The organism is Embleya scabrispora, from assembly GCF_002024165.1.
Classification (GTDB): domain Bacteria; phylum Actinomycetota; class Actinomycetes; order Streptomycetales; family Streptomycetaceae; genus Embleya; species Embleya scabrispora_A.
In genome coordinates this window covers 626,077-644,619 of sequence record NZ_MWQN01000002.1, presented here as the reverse complement: position 1 = coordinate 644,619, position 18,543 = coordinate 626,077, and the positions used below count along the sequence as shown (strand labels likewise).

The window sequence follows — 18,543 nt, the reverse complement described above, 5'->3', positions numbered from 1 at the left end:
GGGCGGTCAGGCAGGGGGCGTCGGCGGCGGGGACGGGCCGAAAGCGGCGGCCAGGCGGGCGGCAGGCGGAGGGACCGGCCGAGCACGGCCGCCAGGCGGGCGGTAGGCACTCGGCGTCGGCGGCGGCGGAGGGCGGGCGGCGGGGCGGCGGAGGGCGGCGCACAGCAGGCAGCAGTCGGCGGTCTGCCGAGGGGCGCCGCAGGGCAGCCGGCGGACGACTGCAGCGAGCGAGCGGCCGGGCAGGCGGCAGGCGGCGGAGGGAGCCGGCCGCGCACGGCGGCCAAGCGGGCGGCGGGGGCCGAGGGCGGCCAGGCGCGATGTGGTGGCTCGCGGTCGGCCGTGGTCGTGCGTGGGCGGTTGCCGGTGGCGGTACGGTCCTGCCATGCACGATTCGCCGCCGGCCGCCGCCTCCGACTCCACGCCCGAACCGGGCTCGCCCCGTCCGCCCGCCTTGCCCGGGCCCGTGACCGCGGACGACCTGGACCAGGTCGTCCGGCTCGCGGTGGCCGCGCTCCGCGAGGCGCCGGCGACCGCCTGGGACGACCGGGCCGGTTCGCTGGAGTGGGACTGCTGGGAGACGGTCGAGCACCTGAGCGACGACCTCTTCGCGTACGCCGCCCAACTCGGCCTGCGCACGCCGCCGTTGACCGCCAACGTGCCCTTCGTCTGGGAGAGCCGGCGCACGGGCGGCCCGGCGAACGCGATCCACGCGAACCGCGCGGCCGGCCCCGGCGGGCTGTTGCAGGTCCTGGAGGCGAGCGGCGCCCTGCTGGTGTCCATGGTGCGGACCACGCCGTCGAGCGTGCGCGCCCACCACACCTTCGGCGACGCGGACCCCGAGGGCTTCGCGGCGATGGGCATCCTGGAGACCGTGGTGCACACGTACGACCTGGCCGAGGGCCTGGGCCTGCCCTGGACCCCGCCCGCCGACGTGTGCGCACGAGTGGTCGCCCGGATCTTCCCGGACGTCCCGCAGGACACCGACCCCTGGCCCACCCTCCTGTGGGCCACCGGCCGAGGCGACCTGCCCGGACACCCGCGCCGCACCTCCTGGCGCTGGTACAGCGAGCCGCGCCCGTAGCGACCCGGAGGCCGGGGGCCAGGGATCGGGGGCCGGAGGCCGGCGCGCCGGGTCAGAGGGTCAGCACGATCTTCCCGGCGACCCGCCCCGATTCACCGCGCGCGTGCGCCTCGGCGGCGGCCGACAGGGGGAACACCGAATCCAGTTCGGGACGCAGGCGACCCGCCTCGACCAGGGCCGCGATCTCCCGCATGGCCGCATGATCCGCCTCGACCAGCATCTCCGTGGCCCGGACCCGGTATCGCTCGACGTCCAGGTCCCGCACGTGGTTGACGATCGCGACCAGGATGCCGCCCGGACGCAGCGTCGGCAACGAGCGCGGCCCGTACTCGCCGCCGACGCCGTCCAGGACCACGTCCACGTCCCGCACCACCTCGGCGAAGTCGGTCGCGGTGTAGTCGATCACCTCGTCGGCGCCGAGCGCCCGGACGAAGTCGTGCTTGGGCCCGCTCGCCGTGCCGATGACGTACGCGCCGCGCGCCTTGGCGATCTGCACCGCCAGGTGGCCGACCCCGCCGGCGGCGGCATGGATCAACACCCGCTGCCCGGACCGCAGTTCCCCGACATCGACCAGGGCCTGCCACGCGGTGGTCGCACACAGCGGCAGCGCGGCGGCGCGGACGTGGTCGAGGTTCGCCGGCTTGCGCACCAGGTGGCGGGCCGCGGCGACGGCATACTCGGCGTGTGCCCCGTTCCCGTACGGGTATCCCAGCATGCCGAACACCTCGTCGCCCGGTCGATGGATGGCCACCCCCAGGCCGACCGCCGCCACCACACCCGACACCTCCCAGCCGAGCACGAACGGCGGCCGGCCCAGGATCAGGCCGGTGGCCCGGTGGATCCAGTCGGTCGGATTCACCCCCGCCGCGCACACGCGGACCAGCACCTCGCTCGGACCGGGCACCGGCCGCTCCACCTCCACCTCCCGCAAGACCGACGGGTCCCCCAAAACGTCCTGACTGATGGCGCGCATGTCACTTCTCTCGGTAGTGGGACCGTCCGACCGCGCCGGTCGCTCCCGGTCCGCCTGATCGACCCGAACATCGTGTCGATGACCCGACCGGCCGGACGAGCGTCCGGAACGACATGATGCGTACACTTCCGGACGTGAGCACAGTCGCGATAGCCGTCGCCGACGGCATCCTGCATTTCGAACTGGCCCTGGCCCACGAGGTCTTCGGTTCTCCGGCACCGGCCGTGGCCTCGGCCTCCGTGGAGCACTGGTACGACGTCGTCGTCTGCGGGGCCGGCCCGGTGCGGGTCGACGGGCGTTTCCTGCTCGAACCCGACGGCGGCCTCGACCGGCTCGCCGGCGCCGACACGGTGATCGTCCCCGGCTGGGCCGATGTGGACACCGATCCGCCGGCGGACCTCGTCGACGCGGTACGCGCGGCCCACGAGGCCGGCGCGCGGGTGGCCTCGCTCTGCACGGGCGCGTTCGTCCTGGCCGCCGCCGGGCTGCTCGACGGGCGACGGGCCACCACCCACTGGGCCCACACCGACGCCCTGGCCGAGCGCTACCCCGAGGTCGAGGTGGACCCGGACGTGCTGTACGTCGACAACGGCAGCGTGCTCACCTCGGCCGGCAAGGCCGCCGCGATGGATCTGAGCCTGCACATGATTCGCCTGGACCACGGCTCGACGGTCGCCAACACGATCGCCCGCCGCCTGGTGGTGGCGCCGCACCGCCCGGGCGGCCAGGCCCAGTTCGTCGCGACCCCGGTACCCGAACAGCCCGACCACCCGCTCGGCGAACTGCTCGGCTGGGCGGCGGGCCGACTGGACCGGCCCTTGACCGTGGAGGACCTGGCCCGCCAGGCCAACATGAGCTCACGCCACCTGGGCCGGCACTTCAAGTCGGTGACGGGCACCACTCCGTTGCAGTGGCTGCTGATCCAACGCATCCACCGGGCCCAGGAGTTGCTGGAGACCACCGACGACAGTGTGGACGCCGTCGCCGAGGCCACCGGCATGGGCACCGCGGCCACTCTGCGCCGCCACTTCAACCGCACCGTGGGCGTACCGCCCGACGCCTATCGCCGGACGTTCCATCGACGGCGGGCCGACGGGGAATCGGCGGCGGACCGCCGGTCGCGCGGACCGGTCCCGGCGCCGGCTACCGGGCCGGATCGGTCGCGGGGGTGAACTCCCGTACGACTCGTGCCAGTTCCGCGGGGCGATCGAGGGGGATGAGGGTGTAGCTGTCGTCGATCTCGACCAGCCGCCCCTTGGGCAGGAGTTCGGCGAGGCGGCGGCCGTGTTCCGGGGGCATGACCCGGTCGGCGCTCGCCCAGACCACGAGGGCCGGGCGGCCGAAGTCGGGCAGGCGCTCCGCCGCCCCGAGCAGGATGTCGGTGTCCGCGCCGGCCGCGCGCAACATGCGCACCGCGTCGCGGCGGATCTCGGGTCGGGACAGGATCGGCGCCGCCCAGCGCGCGGTGGCGGCGTCGCCGCGCTTGGTCAACCACCCGAAGGCGAGCGGCAGTCGACGTATCGGGCGCAGCCGCATCTGCCGCATGAACAGCCCGAACAGGCGCGGCGGGAGTTTGCCGGCGCGCACGAGGGTCCGGCCGGTGAGCCCGGGCGGAAAGTTGTCGAAGGCGTCACACGAGGCGAGCACGACCCGCCCCACCCGGGCCGTGTCTCCGCCGGCGATCAGCAGTTGCACGAGCGCCCCGCCGGTGTCGACGCCAACGAGGGTGACGTCACTCAGGTCGAGCCTGTCCAGGAACTCCCCCACCAGCGCGGCCACTCCGGGCAGCGACAGGTCGGCGTCGGCGGACATCGCGTGCCGGTGCGCCCCGAGCGGCAGGGTGGGCGCCACACAGCGGTGGTCGACGGACAGCGCGGCGATCACCTGATCCCACAACGACGAATCCATCAAGAAGCCGTGCAGCAGCACGACCGTGGGCCCGTCGCCACCAGTGTCCTCGTACTCGATCGGCCCCACCGACAGCCGCACTTCCTTCTGCGCCACGATCTCCCCCTCCGGCATCACACAGCGTTCACGGTTCGCCGTCCACCGTTCACCGTTCGCCCTCCAAAAAAGTGAACCACGTGGTTCGCAAACTGTCCACGGGGCCCGAGACGCGCGCGTGCCGCCATCACTCCTCGGCGGCCTCCTCCCGCTCCAGCGCCCGAATCAGCGCTTCGAACCCGGCGGCGACCCCCGCCGTATCACCACTGGTCCGCGCATCCACCAAAAACCCCCGGAGCACCGCGAGAATCATCTCGGCGACCTCGAACTTGCGCTGCTCGGACCAGTGTTCGGGACAAATGGCAAGCAGCGTGGGCAGATACTGCCGGGACGCCCCACGGCCGAGTTCGGCATAGCGGTCGGGGTCGTACATCGCCAGCCCGATCGCCTGGTCGAGCACGCGCGCCTCGTCACCGACCAGAATCGGCCACACCACGCGCACCCACTCGGCCAGTGGCAGCCGATCGGAACCGGGCCGCCCGGCGGCGACGGAGCGATCGATCCGCCGATCACGCAGCTGCAAAATGGCCTGCCGAAGCAGGTCGTCGGCCCCGTCGAAGTGGTAGAGCAGCACCTTGTGCGTGGTCTCCGCCGCACGCGCGGCCCGACGCAGCGAAAAGTCCACGAGCCCATTGGCCGCCAGATCCGCGGTGACCCGCTCAAGCAACTCCCGCCGCCGAGCCTCCCCCCGCGGCGACCCGACGGATCGCCGATAACCACCGGCGGCAGACGCCTCGCCAACGGGCTCGGCCGGATCGACCGGCTCGGCTGATTCGATCGGCTCGGCTGATTCGATCGGCTCACGTGCGGAGGGCTCCACGTCGGCAACTCCCATGTTCGAACATCCGCCGTCCAGGCCCGGCAAAAGCGTCACACGCACGGCACGGAACGCGGAACGCCGGCACGACCGCCGCCCGGGCGCGACCAGTACACCGGTCGACATTACTGAGGTTTGCGCCTTCGATTGCGAGCCCCGGTGCGGGACCTGTCCGAGCCTGCGGCGGGGCCCCACCGACTCGGACGAACCCCGCACCAGAACCGCGCAACTGCAACCGCAACGCCCAGCCCCTTGCGGGCCGGGCGGCGGATGGGGCCGAGACGCCTGGCGTTGGTCCTGGGCGTGCGCTGCGTGGCGTCAGTGGTGGGGCTGGGCGACTGTCGGCCATGGCCACCGGTGCGCCGCTTGGCCCGTGTCGAGGGCGGAGGGTTGCCAGGCGCGGTCGCGTTGGATGCGTAGCAGGGGGATGGGGCTGTCGTCCGTGCCGTATAAGCGGTCCGCGAGGCGGATCAGCGTGTCGTGGCGGGCGAGGGCGAGCCCACGGGCCCACGTCCAGGGGCCGTATCCGGCTCCCGCGGCCACCCGGACGGCGGCCGCGGCACCCACCGCGATGGCCAGTCCGGCGATGTCCTCGGCGGGATCGCCGACCACCGCGTCCGTCCAGTCCAGCACTCCGCGCACCCGACCGCCGCTGCCGACCATCAGGTGCTCGCCCTTGAGGTCTCCGTGCACGACGACGCTCGACACGGGATCCGCGCTCGGACCGCGCAGCGGCGCGCCGTCGAACTCGCCGTCGGCGGTGAGCCGTTGTGCCGCCGCCTCGGCCGGCTCGCGCAGCTCGGCCATCGACCGGGGCGCGACCACGGGCAGGCCGACGCCGACCGCGTCCGCCTCGGTGACCCGGGCCAGGCCGGCCAACATCCGCGCCAGGCCGGCCTCGCCCCGTCGCGAGACCCGACGCAGTTCGGCGGAGGTACCGGGGACGCGGGTGTCGACCGAATAGGCCAGCCCCTCCGCCCACTCGCCGGCGACCACGCTCGCGGGCAGCCCGACGCCGACCACGGGACGCAGCAGGTCGCGCAGCGCGATCTCGCGACGCTGTCGGTCGGACGTATCGGCGTCCCGAGCCAACCGAAGGACGTGATCCGATCCGACCCACCACGAGGAGTGCTCCCCGCCCTCGTCGATGGGCCGCACGACCCGCCCCGCATCCCGGCCCAACACCGCGTCGACCAGGCACCGCACCACCCGCTCCGTCGGCACGGGCGCCTGGGGCGTCCCGGGCGTCCCCGGCTTCCCGGCGGACGTTCCGGATGTCGTGGACGGCGGCGGCACGGACGCGGAGGCGGCTGCGGACATCCGCCGATCATCCCAGCCGGAACCGGGACCACCAACGGGTTATCCCACGCCCCGCCCCGGCGACCGCCTCACCCGCCGACCTCCTCCGAACCTTCCTCCCCCACCGCCCCCTCCGCCGCCCCCGTGTAAGCCAGCAGGGCTCGCAACGCCGCCGCGTCCGCCTGGATGTGGGCCTCGTTCTGTCGGTCCCGGTCGAGGTGGGCGAAGGCGGCTGGGCGGTCGGGGAACGGGGCGGTGGGGTGACGGGGGATCAGGTGTGCGTGCAGGTGCGGGATGTCGTTTTCGAGGAGGGACACGTTCAGCCCGGATACCGGCAGGTAGTGCGCCTCGATCGCCCTCCCCGCCGAGGTCACCTCGGTCATGAAGCCGGCGAGCTGACGTGCGGTCAGATCGGTCAGGCGCACGACGTGGCCGCCGGTCCACACCACGACGACGTACCCGCGTACCCGCCCCGAACGCCACAGGTAGGCATTGCCGTACACGCCGCGCCTGAGCAGCAGGCCCCAGCCGATGTCGGGCGCGGTGAAATCCTTTTCGCACATCGCGCAGGGCGCGTCCGGGTGCGGCTCCGCGTACCGTTCCGGCCAGGTGGACGCTTCGAGTGGGCGGGGTCCGGGCGCCTGGGAACCACACACGACAGCCTCCAACACGAACGGGGGCGAGAGCCCGCTTGCCGCTGCAAACGTTCGGTTGAGTCAACGAAAGGCGTCGAAACGATGTCACGCCCCCGCCCCGGCCTGTAACGGGCCCGCAGCGCCCTCGGGACGGATCCGCGACAGGCGCGCCCCCACACGCCGGAGATTTCACCCACCCGGGCGACCCCACCATCACCCACCCGCGACGACCCGCCTCACCCGCCCGAGTGCTCCAGTCACCCCGACCGCCCCGCCGACACCGCCTACTACGGCAGTTCCCGCCCGTCCCCACCACCCCGCTGCGCCACCGGCACAATCTGCAGGGTCTCCGCCATCGCCGGGTCCGTACCGCCCGCGCTCTCGGCCGGCAAGGCCGCGGCCGCCCCCGAACTCGGTCCCACCACGATCGCGTAGGTGCGCGCGAGCTGTTCGAGCTCCTTGACGCTCACCGCCTCCTTGCCCACCCGGCCGGCCATCCGGGCCACCGCGTCGAGCAGCGCCACCCGGGCCCGCTCCGCCGCATCGGTTTCGGCCTCCACCGCTGTCCCCTGCTCCGCCGCCCTGCCCACTCCGCAGACCTCCGCGTCGAACCTCGACAATGCGCTCGGCAGGCTACCGCCGATTCCACCCCGCACCGACCATCCGCGGGTCCGCGCGCCCCACCCCACCGTTTCACCCCACCCGTCGGGTCCACCCATTAAGCTGAACCACCCGGCCGGTCGAGGGGGGTGGATGCACGTGCCGAGCCACGACCCGCCGTCCCGGGCCCGTTCGACATGAGCACCGCACCGCACGACCCCCGCGGATCCCGGGTGGTCCTGGTCGGCGCACACACCTTCGAACACCTGACCCCGCTGCCGGCCGTGGCCCGAAACCTGTCCCGGTTGAGGGAGTTGCTGACCGACCCGGAAGTCTGGGGCCTGCCCCCCGAGAACTGCGTCGTGATCGAGCAGCCGGACCATCGTGACCTGGTCCTGGACGCGCTCACCGACGCCACGGCCGCCGCGACCGACCTGGTCCTGCTGTACTACGCGGGCCACGGCCTGGTCTCCCCGGACAGCGAGGACCTGCTGCTGTCCCTGCCCCGATGCCGCCCCGAACGCCCCTACACGGCACTGCCGTTCCAGGAGATCCGCGACGTGCTGCGCGCGGCGCGCCGGGTCCCCGCCAAGGCGGTGCTCCTGGACTGCTGCTTCGCCGGCCGGGCCCTGGCCGGGGCGATGGGTCCGGACGACGAGCGGCTGACGGAGTTGTCCCGGGTGGAGGGCAGTTACGTCCTGGCCGCCGCTTCCGCGACCCGGCAGGCGATCGCGCCCGTGGGTGGGCAATACACGGCCTTCACCGGGCAGTTGATCGACGTCCTCGAAAACGGCGTCCCCGGCGGTCCGAAGACCCTCGACCTGGCCACGGTGCATGCCCATCTGCACCGGATTCTGCCCGAACTGGGCTTCCCCCGGCCCCGACAGCGCAACGAGGACCAGGGCGCCCGGATCGTGCTCGGCTGGAACCGCCACCCCTCGGCCGCCGACGCGGCGCCCCGACTACCGCCCCACCTCCGGGACTTGCTGCACGCGCAGACCATCGCCGCGCGCAACTTCACCTACCGCCTCTACGACGCGCCACTCGACGGACTCGCCACCGTCTACGTCCGACAACAGGCCCGCAGCGCCCCGACCACGCCCACCCGGCAACCCCTCGACCGCATGCGGGATCCCCGCCGGGACCCGCGCGACGCGGAGCACCACCAACGGCACTTCGTATCGACCGAGCCGAGCGGACCCGCGATCGCCCCCGCCCGAGCCGCCGAGGACACACTCGGACTGCATCGCCACGTCCTGATCACCGGCGGCGCGGGCCAGGGCAAGTCCACGCTGAGCCTGCAACTGGCCGCGGCTCTGGCCCTCGCCTACGAGTCGGGAGAGACCCAAGGCCCGCATCCCGAACGGCTGTTGCCCCTGCGCGTCACCGCCGGCCGCCTGGCCGCCGGGCGCAGCGCGCTGATCCCGCGCCTGGTCCGGATCCTGTCCACCGAACTGGCGCCACACCTCGACTACGTCCTCCCCGACGACCTGCTCGACCACCTGCCCGAGAACACCACGTGCCTGCTGATCGTCGACGGCCTGGACGAGATCACCGACCCGGAGCGCCGGCGCGGCCTGGTCGCCGAGTTGGCCGGCCGGGTCCGCAACCCCGACGGCCGGTTCCGACTGCTGATCACCACCAGGCCCCTGCCCAACGACGAACTGGCCCCGCTGCAACACGCGGCGACCGGGACCTACACGCTGGAGCCGTTCGACCGCGAGCAGTTGCGCGAATTCGCCCACCGCTGGTTCCGCGACCACCCCGACGGACCGACCCTGGCGGCCGGCTTCCTGCGCCAGACCGAGGCCGCCGGCGTGCGCGATTTGGTCCGCGTGCCACTGCTGGCGACGGTGGCCGCGCTCGTCTACCGCAAACACCCCACCACGCCGCTGCCGAGCAATCGATTCACCCTCTACTGCGACTACTTCACCCTCCTGACCGACGCACACCTGGAGGAAATGCACGAGCAACAACAAACCGTGCTGCAACGCTGGACGCTGCGCCCCGCCGTACACCGAGCCGCCGTCGCCTTCCTGTTCGACCACCGCCCCGAACTCGTCGAACACCTGGCCGTCACAGTGGTCACCGACCCGACGGCCGGCACCCGCCCCCTCCTCGACCTGGCCTTGGACTGGCTCGACGAACACGACTGTCGGGCCACCCGCCGGGGCGTCCCGGAGTGGCCCAGACTCGTCGCGTCGGTTTTGGGCACGGTCGGCGTCTTCACCCATCACCACGACTTCCTGCGCTTCACTCACTACAGCTTCGCCGAACACCTCGCCGCCGACGTCCGCGCCGACCGGCTGCCGGCCCACTTCGACCCGGCCGCCCCGGACTGGACCCACGTGGTGCACCGAGCCGTCCACGGCGACCTGTTCGCCCACGCGATCCTGGCCCACCACGCCCACCGGTACGGCACGGGCGACGCGATCCTGGACTGGCTGGGCCGCGGCACCGGCGACTTCGCGGCGCTGGCCGGCGAACTCCTGGCCCGGGGCGTCCCGGCGGCGAGCCGGCACACGGAGTCGTTCGCGGCGAATCTGCTGTTGACGCTGACCCGGGATTCGAGCGACGAAGAGCTGCGACGCGCGACCTCGGACGCGGCGGCACTGCTCGGGGAGCCCGCCGTTCGCCGAACACTGCTCGACTTCCTGGGGAGTTGCTACCCGAAGCACGATGTCCGCGTTCGGCTGGCGCAGTCGCTGGCGTCCCACGACACCACGATCGCGATCGACATCCTGCGCGGGTTACTCGGCCGGGAGGGCGTCTCCCTCCGCACACGTATCTCGGCCATGCGCGCGCTGGCCGCTTGTGGTTCCGCGCATGTCGCGGAGGCCACCGGAGCATTGTGGACCGCGCTCCGCTCGGATGACGTCACAGCCGCAAACCTGATCGACGCCGCCGATGGACTGGCCTCGCTGGCGCCGGAACACAAGGACGCTGCCGTCACCGCGCTTCGGACCGTCCTCACCGACGCCGCGTCGGCCGGTCAGGAACGTGCTCGGGCCGCCCGCGCGCTGGCCGAGATCGATCCCATGCACGCCCCGGAAGCCGCGAAGGCATTGCGTGAGGTGCAAACCGCGCCACACAGCTCTCACTTCGATCGCATCTTCGCCGCGGAGCAGTTGGCCGCGCTCGGTCCCGCGTATACGGAGGAGGCCGCGGATGTTCTCCGGGGCGTCGTCGTCGCGCCCAACGCCAATTCGTATGTGCGCAGGCGGGCCATGCGCTTCCTGGCCGACCTCGGTCCGAGTCACACTCTGGAAGTGGCGCACCTACTGCGCGCGGACCTGGCGACGCGGGACATGGACGACGCCGCGGAAACGGCCGTGATGCTGGCGGAGCTTGCGCCCGCCTACTCGAAGGAGAGCACCGATGCCCTGCTCCGACTCCTGGCATCGTCCAGTGTGGACGCCTCCCAGCGCTGTGGCGTCGCGCAAGCGCTGACGCGACTCGACCCGACTCGACTGACCGAGGCCGCCGACATCATTCGCCGCGTACTGGCCGCGCCGACGTCCGCCGCGAGACAGCGCATCAACGCCGCTGCCACATTGGGGCGCCTGGGTCCCGACTATGTGACAGAGGCGGCGACATACCTGGAAACAACACTCGCCGCCGCCGATGTGACGGCGGAGGACCGCAGAATCGCGGCGGAACGCCTGTCCGAATTCGGGCCCACGTTCGTACCGGCGGCCATTCGAGGGTTGCGGGAGACCCTGACGGCACCCGATGCCGGACCCTGGGTACGGATGGAATCCGCTCGGTGCCTGTCGGGCCTCGACGCGATCCATGTCCCCGAGGCAATCGATACCCTCACCCGACTATTCGACGACCCGAACATCTTCCCGTCGTTCCGCAACAACATCGCGATCACGCTGATACCCCTCGCGCCCGGCGCGCTGGACTCCATGGCGAGCCGGCTCCGAAGAATGCTGAGCGACCCCGACACCCCCCTTCGGCATCGGCCCGAAACGGCGCGAACGCTGCGCACTCTCGGGGGCGACGCCGACAAGGTGGCCGACGTCCTTCGCACCGTCCTGTACGCGTCGGACCCGGACGCCGAGACCAGGCGTGAGGCCGCGCAGATTCTGGGCTATTGCGATGTGCGCCACATGGCGGAGTCCACGGCCGCGCTTCGGGACCTGCTCTCGGCTCCCGATGCCGACTCGGAGTCACGCGCCTGGACCGCCAGTCAGCTGTCCGATCGAGGCCCGGACAACGAAGCTCTGGCGGCGAACACTCTGCGCGAGATAGCCGCCTGCCAGACGACACCACCGAGCGACCGAGCGGTTGCCGTCGGGCTTCTCGCCGCGTACGGACAGGGCTACACCGAAGAGGGCACAACCATGAGTCGAGCCCTGCTCAGTACACCCGGTCTGTCCGCACCGACCCGCATCGCCCTCGCCGACGCCTGCGTCACGATCTCCCCCGCCTGCACAAACGATGCGATTTCGTTGACGCGCGACATCCTCCGAGACCCCGCCTCCCCGCCGGTCCTGCGCCGGATGGCCGCAGGGACCCTCGGCAGTTTCCGCGCCGGCTACCTCGACGAAGCCTCCGACGCGCTCTGGAACATCGTCACCGCACCCGAGATCGACCCGACCGAACGATGCAGGGCGGCCCATGCCCTCCACGTGGTCGGCACCGCCCGCAGAGACGAACTGGCTCAAGCCCTCCGCACCATCCTCACCCACCCCTCCGCCGCCCCCCTCGCCCGGACCCTCGCCGCCCACACCCTCGGCCGGCTCGGCCGCGGCTACGTCCACGAAGGCGCCGACCACCTCCGCGCCCTCCTCGTCGCGCCGGACCTCACCCCGTCCGCTCGGGCCACGGCGGCGACGAAACTCGCCGATCTCGGGCAGGGCTTCGAGGCCGAGGGCGTCGCCGCACTGCAATTCCTGCTCACCTCCATCGACACCGGCCTCCATGACCGAGTCACCGTGGCCCGCAGGCTGTTCGAGCTGCGCCGCCAATCCCTCCCCGACGTCACCACCACCCTCCGCGCCGTTCTCGCCGCCCCCGACGCCACCCCCTACACCCGCACCCGCGCGGCCCGCCTGCTCGGCACCCTCAGCCCACGCCTCCTCGACGAAGCGGCCGAACACCTGCGCCGCGTCCTCGCCGCCCCCGCCACACCCCCCGTCGCCACCCGCCGCGCCGCGGGTGCCCTCGGCATGCTCAGCCCGCGCTTTCGCCCCGAAGCCGCCGCGTTCCTCCGCGCCCTTCCCGCCGGCGACCTCACCGCCTCGACCTCCTACGCGCGCCGGGCCGTCGCCCGCGTCCTCCGCGACTTCGGTCAGGGGTACGAGCTCGCGGCCTGCTAGAAAGCAGGTCCACCCGAACACCGACGCGGAGCGAAAGCGAGCACACCCATGGCCACCGACCGGCGCCCCGACCCACCCGTGACCGGCGACGAACGCGAGATGATGCGGGCCTTTCTCGACTTCCACCGGGCCACGCTCGCGATGAAGTGCGAAGGACTCTCCGACGAGGAGCTGCGCCGGCAATCGATGCCGCCGTCCACGCTCTCCCTTCTCGGACTGGTCCGGCACATGGCCGAGGTCGAGCGCACCTGGTTCCGGCGGGTGATCAACGCGGAGGACATCCCGCTCGTGTGGTCCGACGAAGGCGACTTCCAGGTGGCCTACGACGCGAGCAAGTCGACCCGCTCGGAGGCCTTCGCCGCCTGGGAGACCGAGGTGGCCCACGCGCGGCGGATCGAGGCCGAGGCAGAGTCCCTGGACGTCATCGGCCACAACGCCAAGTGGGACCAGGACGTGTCGCTGCGCCTGGTCATGCTGCACCTGATGCACGAGTACGCCCGCCACAACGGCCACGCCGACTTCCTCCGCGAGGGCGTCGACGGCACCGTCGGCGCCTGACCCGCCCCACCCCCACCCCATCCCACCTCCTCCCCCACCACGACCGCCGTCCCGAAAATCGGGACGGCGGTCGCGCTTTTCGCCCTGATCGAACTCCACCCTCCACCGCCGAGGCCCGCCCCGGGGACCCCACAACCCGCCGACGAGACACTTCACGTCAACAAGGGGACCGAAAACGACAGATCCCGGATCCCCATTGCGGGCGACCGTCCGGATATGCTCCGCCAGTGATCGAGTACACGCTCTCCTCGCACGCGGCACGCGTGGTGCGGGACGCTGCCCTGGGAGCCGGGGTGGCGCTGAGCGAACTCGCGCATCTGCCGGGCTTCGAGCCGGAGACGCTGGCGAACCCGTTGTTGCGGGTGCCCACCGCCAGCGTGGTCCGCACCTGGGAGCTGGCCGTCGCCACCGGCCCACCCGACGTCGCCATCCGGGCCGCGGAAAGCGCCACGCTGGGTCGGCTGCACGTGTGGGACTACCTGTTCACCTCCGCCGGCTCGTTCGCCGACGGCTGCCGCGACGCCGCACGCTACGTGTCGACGATGTCCGACCCGGTGGTCGAGATGACCGTGGTCGAGGACGATCGACGCCTCACCGTCACCTACGGCATCGCGAACTACTCGCCGGCGGCGGTCACCGCGATCGACGAATTCGCGATGGCGGTCATGCTCAAGCGGGCCCGCGACGCCCGGGGCCCGGGCGTGGTCCCCGTACACGTCGCCCTCGCGCACGACGCCCCGAAGAACCACCGGCATCTGATCGAGGCGTTCGGCACCCGCGCCATCGACTTCGGCGCCCGAACGAACTCGATGACCTTCCTCGACATGGACGCCGAACGCCCGCGCCCGACCGGCCCCGGCGACGACGAACTCGGGCTGATCCTGCGCCGATACGCGGACAACCTGCTGGAGAACGCCCGCCCGGCGGCCGGATGGCACGGCAGGTTCCGGTCGGTATTGGCCGGCTCCCTCGGCGGCGAGGAGCTGAGCCTGGAGATGGTCGCCCACCGGATGGCGATGAGCCCGCGCACCCTCCAGCGCCGGCTGAGCGACCTGGAGACCACCTGGCGGGACGAGATCGAATCGGTGCGGCACGAGCACGCCGCAACGCTGCTGCGGGACACCGAGCTACCGGTCCAGTCGATAGCCGGGCGGCTGGGCTACACCGACGCCCGTGCCCTGCGCCGAGCCTTCCAGCGCTGGACCGGCCAGACCCCCGACGCCTACCGGAGAACCGCCGTCACGGGCGCGTGACCCGCACCGGGGCGTCGGCCGCCGGCTCCGCCCCGTCGGCGCCCGGCGACCACTGGATCGCATAGTGCTTCAGTCCGGCCTCCTCCTTGACCAGCCGCATCCCCACCGCCGCCATCACGTGCTGCGACGCGACGTTGTCGTGCGCGGTGTCCCCGACGACCCGGGTCACACCCGCGGCTCGGGCGAAGCGCAGCAGTTCACGCAGGGCCTCGGTGGCATAGCCGCGCCCCCGGACCGCCTCGATCAGGCCGTAGCCGATCGTGACGGTGCCGCTTTCGTCCGGCACGCCGTGGAAGCCCACGCCACCGACCGCCACACCGTCCTCCCGCCGGCGGATCTCGTAGTTGCCGAAGGCCCCCGGATCCCCGACGGTCGCGCAGGTACGCAGAAACCGGCCGGCCCCGGCCACGTCCCCGGCCGTCGGATAGCCGGCCTCCCATCGGTCGTCGGCGGCCGGCTCACCGGCCACCACCCGCTCCGTCTCGGCGACGGTCAGCGGGTGCAGTACGAGTCGCGCGGTTTCGAGATCTCCCATGGGAGCCTGGAGTATCACGGCCGAGGGCCGCCCCGCATCCGATTTCCACCCGCCCCGACCTGCGGGAACACCCACCGGTGCCCCGGCCCCCGCCTCAGTCCTTGCGCGCCGCCAGGATCTGTAGGCCCCGCGCGCCCGTCCGGTTGTGCTCGACCGTCAGCCCGACGTCCCGGCAGCGCTCGGCGAGCCAGGTCGGGGCGATCCGCAGCTTCGGGTAACTGCCGACGTGCTGGGTCCAGCCGGTGCCGTCGTGGACGTGCAGGAGATCGTGGACCAGGACCGTGTCGTCGTCCGGGTATTCGAGAAAGCAGGTGAACACCCGATCGTCCGTGCTCCGTATCGGGATGAACCGGTCGATACCATGCAGGGTTTCGGTCAGGTCGCGGTACGTGACGACCAGACGCCCCCCGGGGGCGAGAGCCCGCGCGATCTCGGCGAGCAGCGCGCTCACGTCGTCCTTCGTCGACAGGTGGGTGAGCGTGTCGCCCATGCACACCACGACCGCGACCTCGCCCGGCGCGGTCAACTCGGGCAATACCTTGCGGATGTCCCCGAACACCGGCTCGATCGCGGGCAACCCGGCCGCGTGTTCGGCCAGTTCGGCCAGCAGGATCCGGCTGGTGTCGACCGCCAGGACCCGGCTGAAGCCGAGTCCGGCCAGGGCCAGGCTCTGGTTGCCGGGCCCACAGCCCAGATCCACGGCCACCGCGGACGTCGTCGTCGGGGCGACGCCCAGCCCGGTCAGCAACTCGCCCTGCCCGGCGGCGATCGGTGCCAGGTCGCCACCCAGCATCCAGGTGTAGTTGGCGGCCAGGATTCGCTCGTAGTGTTCGGCGGCGGCGCGGGTCATCCACGGACTCCTGTCGAAGGTATGACGCCTACGCCGTCGCGACCATGGCCGCGCGCGTCGGCGCGACCCAGCCATCGGACGCAGGAAGAATCAGAAGCGACTCGATCACCCGCCCCGAACCCCGACCGGCCGGCTTCGGCGCGGACGCCATGGGCACGAAGGCGGGAGCGGACAACAGAGCCGACACCACATCCGCCGCGGAGGGGGAGACGGACGCGGACGCGGGCACGAACACCGACGGCAGGGGCCCCGAGACGGGCACGGCCGGCGGCGCGGCAGCGGGGCCGGCCGCGGACTCGCCCACGGCGGCGCCGGCACCCACCCACGCACCGACCTCCACCGCCGTCACCGACTCCGCTCCGACCCCGATCCCCGTCTGCACCTCCGCCGCGTGCGAACGCGCCCGAACCCGAACAACGAAGCGCAGGAAGAGGAACCGGGCGATCCCGGCGATCCCGGAGGCCGTCAGATAGACCGCCTGCTCCTTGACCACGCCGGGCGACGACTGCATCGCGTGCAGCGCGAGCATCGCGCCGGTGGTGAACAGGTAGCACACCAGCGCGGACAGCGCGGCCTGGACGTGCAGTCGACCCCGCGCCCGACCCGCGCCGAAGGTGAACCTGCTGTGCAGTTCGGTCGCCAGGAGTGTGAAGACCACGGTCACCAGGGCGTTGGCGACGGCTATGGAGAGGTGCCCGGTGAGGGCCACGAGCGCGGCGCTCGACGCGAGTCCGGTGCCACCGCCGCAGACGACGAAGCGCACGAACGCGGCCACGGTCCCCGACTTCCCTGCGGCGCTCATGAGTCCCCTGGTTTCTCTTCTGCGACTGGTCGTCGTCTTCTACTCGACAAATCTAGAGGTCCGAAAGCACCGGTGAATCAGTCGTGTGTAGGTACTGCTGTTACTGCTTGGGGAGGACTCTCCCCTAGGGGTACTACTCCCGACGACGCAGCGAGCAGGACGGAAGTACTGCCGGGAACCTACGTCCACGGCCCCCGACTGCTCAGGGAACACCCTTGGTTCGGGCACCCGTTCGGTCGGCGTCCCGCCCCGGATGATCACCGCGATCCGCCGGCCCCGACAATGCCGATCAGAGCCGCCCCCCGGAGAGGAACCCGCCATGCCCTTGAGCGACCTGTCACTGCCGGAGTTGCAGCAATTTTTCCCAAAGCGCTCCGAACCGGCCGACTTCGACGCCTTCTGGGCCCGTACGCTCGACGAGGCCGACGCCCACCCCCTCGACCCGACGTTCACGCCCGAGACCGGTCCGCTGACCGGCGTCGAGGTGTGCGACGTCTCCTTCGCGGGTCACGGCGGCCAACGGGTGCACGGCTGGCTGGTGCTGCCCGTGCATCGGGACGGACCCCTGCCGTGTGTCGTGGAGTTCCCCGGATACGGCGGCGGTCGAGGCCTGCCGCACGAGCAACTGCTCTATGCCGCCGCCGGGTTCGCCCATCTCGTGATCGACGTGCGCGGCCAGGGCGGCAGTTGGCGCGCCGGCGCCACCGGGGACGACGCGCCCGCGGGCGACGGCTCCACCCACCCGGGCTTTTTGACCCGGGGAGTCACCGACCCGGATCGGTACTACTACCGCCGGGTCACCGTCGACGCGGTGCGGGCGATCGCCGTCGCCCGCAGCCATCCGGCCGTCGACCCGACCCGGATAGCCGCACTCGGCGCGAGCCAGGGCGGCGGTCTGGCCCTCACGGTCGCCGGCCTGGTGCCGGACCTGACCGCGGTGGTGGCCGACGTCCCGTTCCTGTGCCACTTCCGTCGCGGCGCGGAGATCGCCGCGACGGGTCCCTACGGCGAACTGGCCCGCTACCTCGCCGTACACCGGGACCGCGTGGACCGGGTGTTCCGCACCCTCGACTACTTCGACGCGGTCAACCACGGCGCCCGCGCGACCGCCCCGGCGCGGTTCAGCGTGGCGCTGATGGACACCACGTGCCCGCCCTCCACGGTGTTCGCCGCCTACCACCACTACGCGGCGGACAAGCGCATGGAGGTACATACGTTCAACGGCCACGAGGGCGGCGGCGCGTATCAGGACGGCCTGAACCTGACCTACCTGCGCAGCGCCTTCGAAATCGCCTGATTCACAGCGCCAAGTGCATGATGTGCAGCCCGACGTAGCCGTGTTTCGGGTGGTCGAACCCCTCCGGCAGGGTGCCGATCACCTCGAAGCCGAGGCTGCGGTACAGCCGCACCGCGTGCTCGTTCGTCGCCACGACCGAGTTGAACTGCATCGCCCGGTAGCCCTGCGCGCGGGCCCACTCGATGGTGTACTCGCACAACGCCCGGCCGACCCCCCGCCCCGCGTGTGCGGGGTCGACCATGTAACTGGCGCTGGCGATGTGCGACCCGTTGCCCATGTGGTTGCGATTCATCTTCGCCGTGCCGAGCACCACTCCGGCCTCGTCCACCGCGACCACCGCGCGGGAGGGCGGGGCCGGCAACCACCACTCGCGACCCTCGTCCATCCCGAGATCGAGCGGATAGGTGAACGTCTCGCCGGCCGCGACGATCTCGTGGAAGAACGGCCAGATCGCCGCCCAGTCGCCGCTTTCCGCTTCCCTGATCAACATTCGCCCCAGCATGCCGGTGCCA

At 72.0% G+C, this 18,543-nt stretch carries 16 protein-coding genes; 6 read left to right on the top strand and 10 right to left on the bottom strand.

The window, feature by feature from the left end; genetic code table 11:
* Positions 1-382 precede the first annotated feature (382 nt).
* Positions 383-1,081 carry a hypothetical protein gene (locus B4N89_RS33365; RefSeq protein WP_078980195.1) on the top strand — a complete coding sequence of 233 codons (699 nt, stop codon included), beginning with the start codon at positions 383-385 and terminating at the stop codon, positions 1,079-1,081.
* Between the two features lie 52 nt (positions 1,082-1,133).
* Here the strand turns inward: B4N89_RS33365 and B4N89_RS33360 are convergent, their stop codons facing one another.
* The gene (locus tag B4N89_RS33360) at positions 1,134-2,054 is read right to left on the bottom strand and encodes an NADP-dependent oxidoreductase (protein WP_078980194.1); all 921 of its coding nucleotides are present in this window, start codon (positions 2,052-2,054) and stop codon (positions 1,134-1,136) included.
* 134 nt (positions 2,055-2,188) lie between these two features.
* On the opposite strand from B4N89_RS33360, the gene B4N89_RS33355 reads away from it, so the two are divergent.
* Positions 2,189-3,226: a helix-turn-helix domain-containing protein gene (locus B4N89_RS33355; RefSeq protein WP_078980696.1), complete on the top strand. Its 1,038-nt coding sequence runs from the start codon at positions 2,189-2,191 to the stop codon at positions 3,224-3,226.
* Here the strand turns inward: B4N89_RS33355 and B4N89_RS33350 are convergent.
* The 5 genes from B4N89_RS33350 to B4N89_RS33330 all read right to left on the bottom strand — a co-directional run bounded on the left by B4N89_RS33350 (position 3,198) and on the right by B4N89_RS33330 (position 7,429).
* Complete coding sequence (locus B4N89_RS33350; protein WP_414646438.1) at positions 3,198-4,058, bottom strand: alpha/beta fold hydrolase; 861 nt, start codon at positions 4,056-4,058, stop codon at positions 3,198-3,200. The two genes, B4N89_RS33355 and B4N89_RS33350, sit on opposite strands and share 29 nt — an antisense overlap.
* Positions 4,059-4,185: 127 nt before the next feature.
* Positions 4,186-4,893 (bottom strand): TetR/AcrR family transcriptional regulator, encoded by a 708-nt coding sequence (locus tag B4N89_RS33345; protein WP_235619062.1) that lies wholly within the window; start codon positions 4,891-4,893, stop codon positions 4,186-4,188.
* Positions 4,894-5,193: 300 nt separating this feature from the next.
* Positions 5,194-6,195: an aminoglycoside phosphotransferase family protein gene (locus B4N89_RS33340; RefSeq protein ID WP_078980192.1), complete on the bottom strand. Its 1,002-nt coding sequence runs from the start codon at positions 6,193-6,195 to the stop codon at positions 5,194-5,196.
* A gap of 68 nt (positions 6,196-6,263) precedes the next feature.
* Complete coding sequence (locus B4N89_RS33335) at positions 6,264-6,737, bottom strand: HIT family protein (protein WP_078980191.1); 474 nt, start codon at positions 6,735-6,737, stop codon at positions 6,264-6,266.
* Positions 6,738-7,096: 359 nt separating this feature from the next.
* Positions 7,097-7,429, bottom strand: a complete 333-nt coding sequence (locus tag B4N89_RS33330; RefSeq protein WP_143658173.1) for a hypothetical protein — start codon at positions 7,427-7,429, stop codon at positions 7,097-7,099.
* A 177-nt stretch (positions 7,430-7,606) separates the two neighbouring features.
* On the opposite strand from B4N89_RS33330, the gene B4N89_RS33325 reads away from it, so the two are divergent.
* The 3 genes from B4N89_RS33325 (at position 7,607) to B4N89_RS33315 (ending at position 14,547) form a co-directional block, all read left to right on the top strand.
* Complete coding sequence (locus B4N89_RS33325) at positions 7,607-12,736, top strand: caspase, EACC1-associated type (RefSeq protein WP_078980189.1); 5,130 nt, start codon at positions 7,607-7,609, stop codon at positions 12,734-12,736.
* 48 nt (positions 12,737-12,784) lie between these two features.
* A complete protein-coding gene (locus tag B4N89_RS33320) occupies positions 12,785-13,294 on the top strand; it encodes a DinB family protein (protein WP_078980188.1) in 510 nt (169 codons plus the stop codon).
* A 227-nt stretch (positions 13,295-13,521) separates the two neighbouring features.
* A complete protein-coding gene (locus B4N89_RS33315) occupies positions 13,522-14,547 on the top strand; it encodes an AraC family transcriptional regulator (RefSeq protein ID WP_161500909.1) in 1,026 nt (341 codons plus the stop codon).
* Here B4N89_RS33315 and B4N89_RS33310 read toward each other — a convergent pair.
* The 3 genes from B4N89_RS33310 to B4N89_RS48125 all read right to left on the bottom strand — a co-directional run bounded on the left by B4N89_RS33310 (position 14,534) and on the right by B4N89_RS48125 (position 16,734).
* Entirely contained in the window at positions 14,534-15,082 is a 549-nt protein-coding gene (locus tag B4N89_RS33310; RefSeq protein WP_078980186.1) for a GNAT family N-acetyltransferase, read from the bottom strand. The two genes, B4N89_RS33315 and B4N89_RS33310, sit on opposite strands and share 14 nt — an antisense overlap.
* 94 nt (positions 15,083-15,176) lie before the next feature.
* A complete protein-coding gene (locus tag B4N89_RS33305; protein ID WP_078980185.1) occupies positions 15,177-15,932 on the bottom strand; it encodes a class I SAM-dependent methyltransferase in 756 nt (251 codons plus the stop codon).
* A gap of 28 nt (positions 15,933-15,960) precedes the next feature.
* Positions 15,961-16,734 (bottom strand): hypothetical protein, encoded by a 774-nt coding sequence (locus B4N89_RS48125; RefSeq protein ID WP_101897408.1) that lies wholly within the window; start codon positions 16,732-16,734, stop codon positions 15,961-15,963.
* A gap of 319 nt (positions 16,735-17,053) precedes the next feature.
* Between B4N89_RS48125 and B4N89_RS33295 the strand changes: the two genes are divergently transcribed.
* The gene (locus B4N89_RS33295; protein WP_078980184.1) at positions 17,054-18,031 is read left to right on the top strand and encodes an acetylxylan esterase; all 978 of its coding nucleotides are present in this window, start codon (positions 17,054-17,056) and stop codon (positions 18,029-18,031) included.
* Position 18,032: 1 nt separating this feature from the next.
* Here the strand turns inward: B4N89_RS33295 and B4N89_RS33290 are convergent, their stop codons facing one another.
* Positions 18,033-18,521, bottom strand: a complete 489-nt coding sequence (locus B4N89_RS33290) for a GNAT family N-acetyltransferase (protein WP_078980183.1) — start codon at positions 18,519-18,521, stop codon at positions 18,033-18,035.
* Between the last annotated feature and the right edge of the window lie 22 nt (positions 18,522-18,543).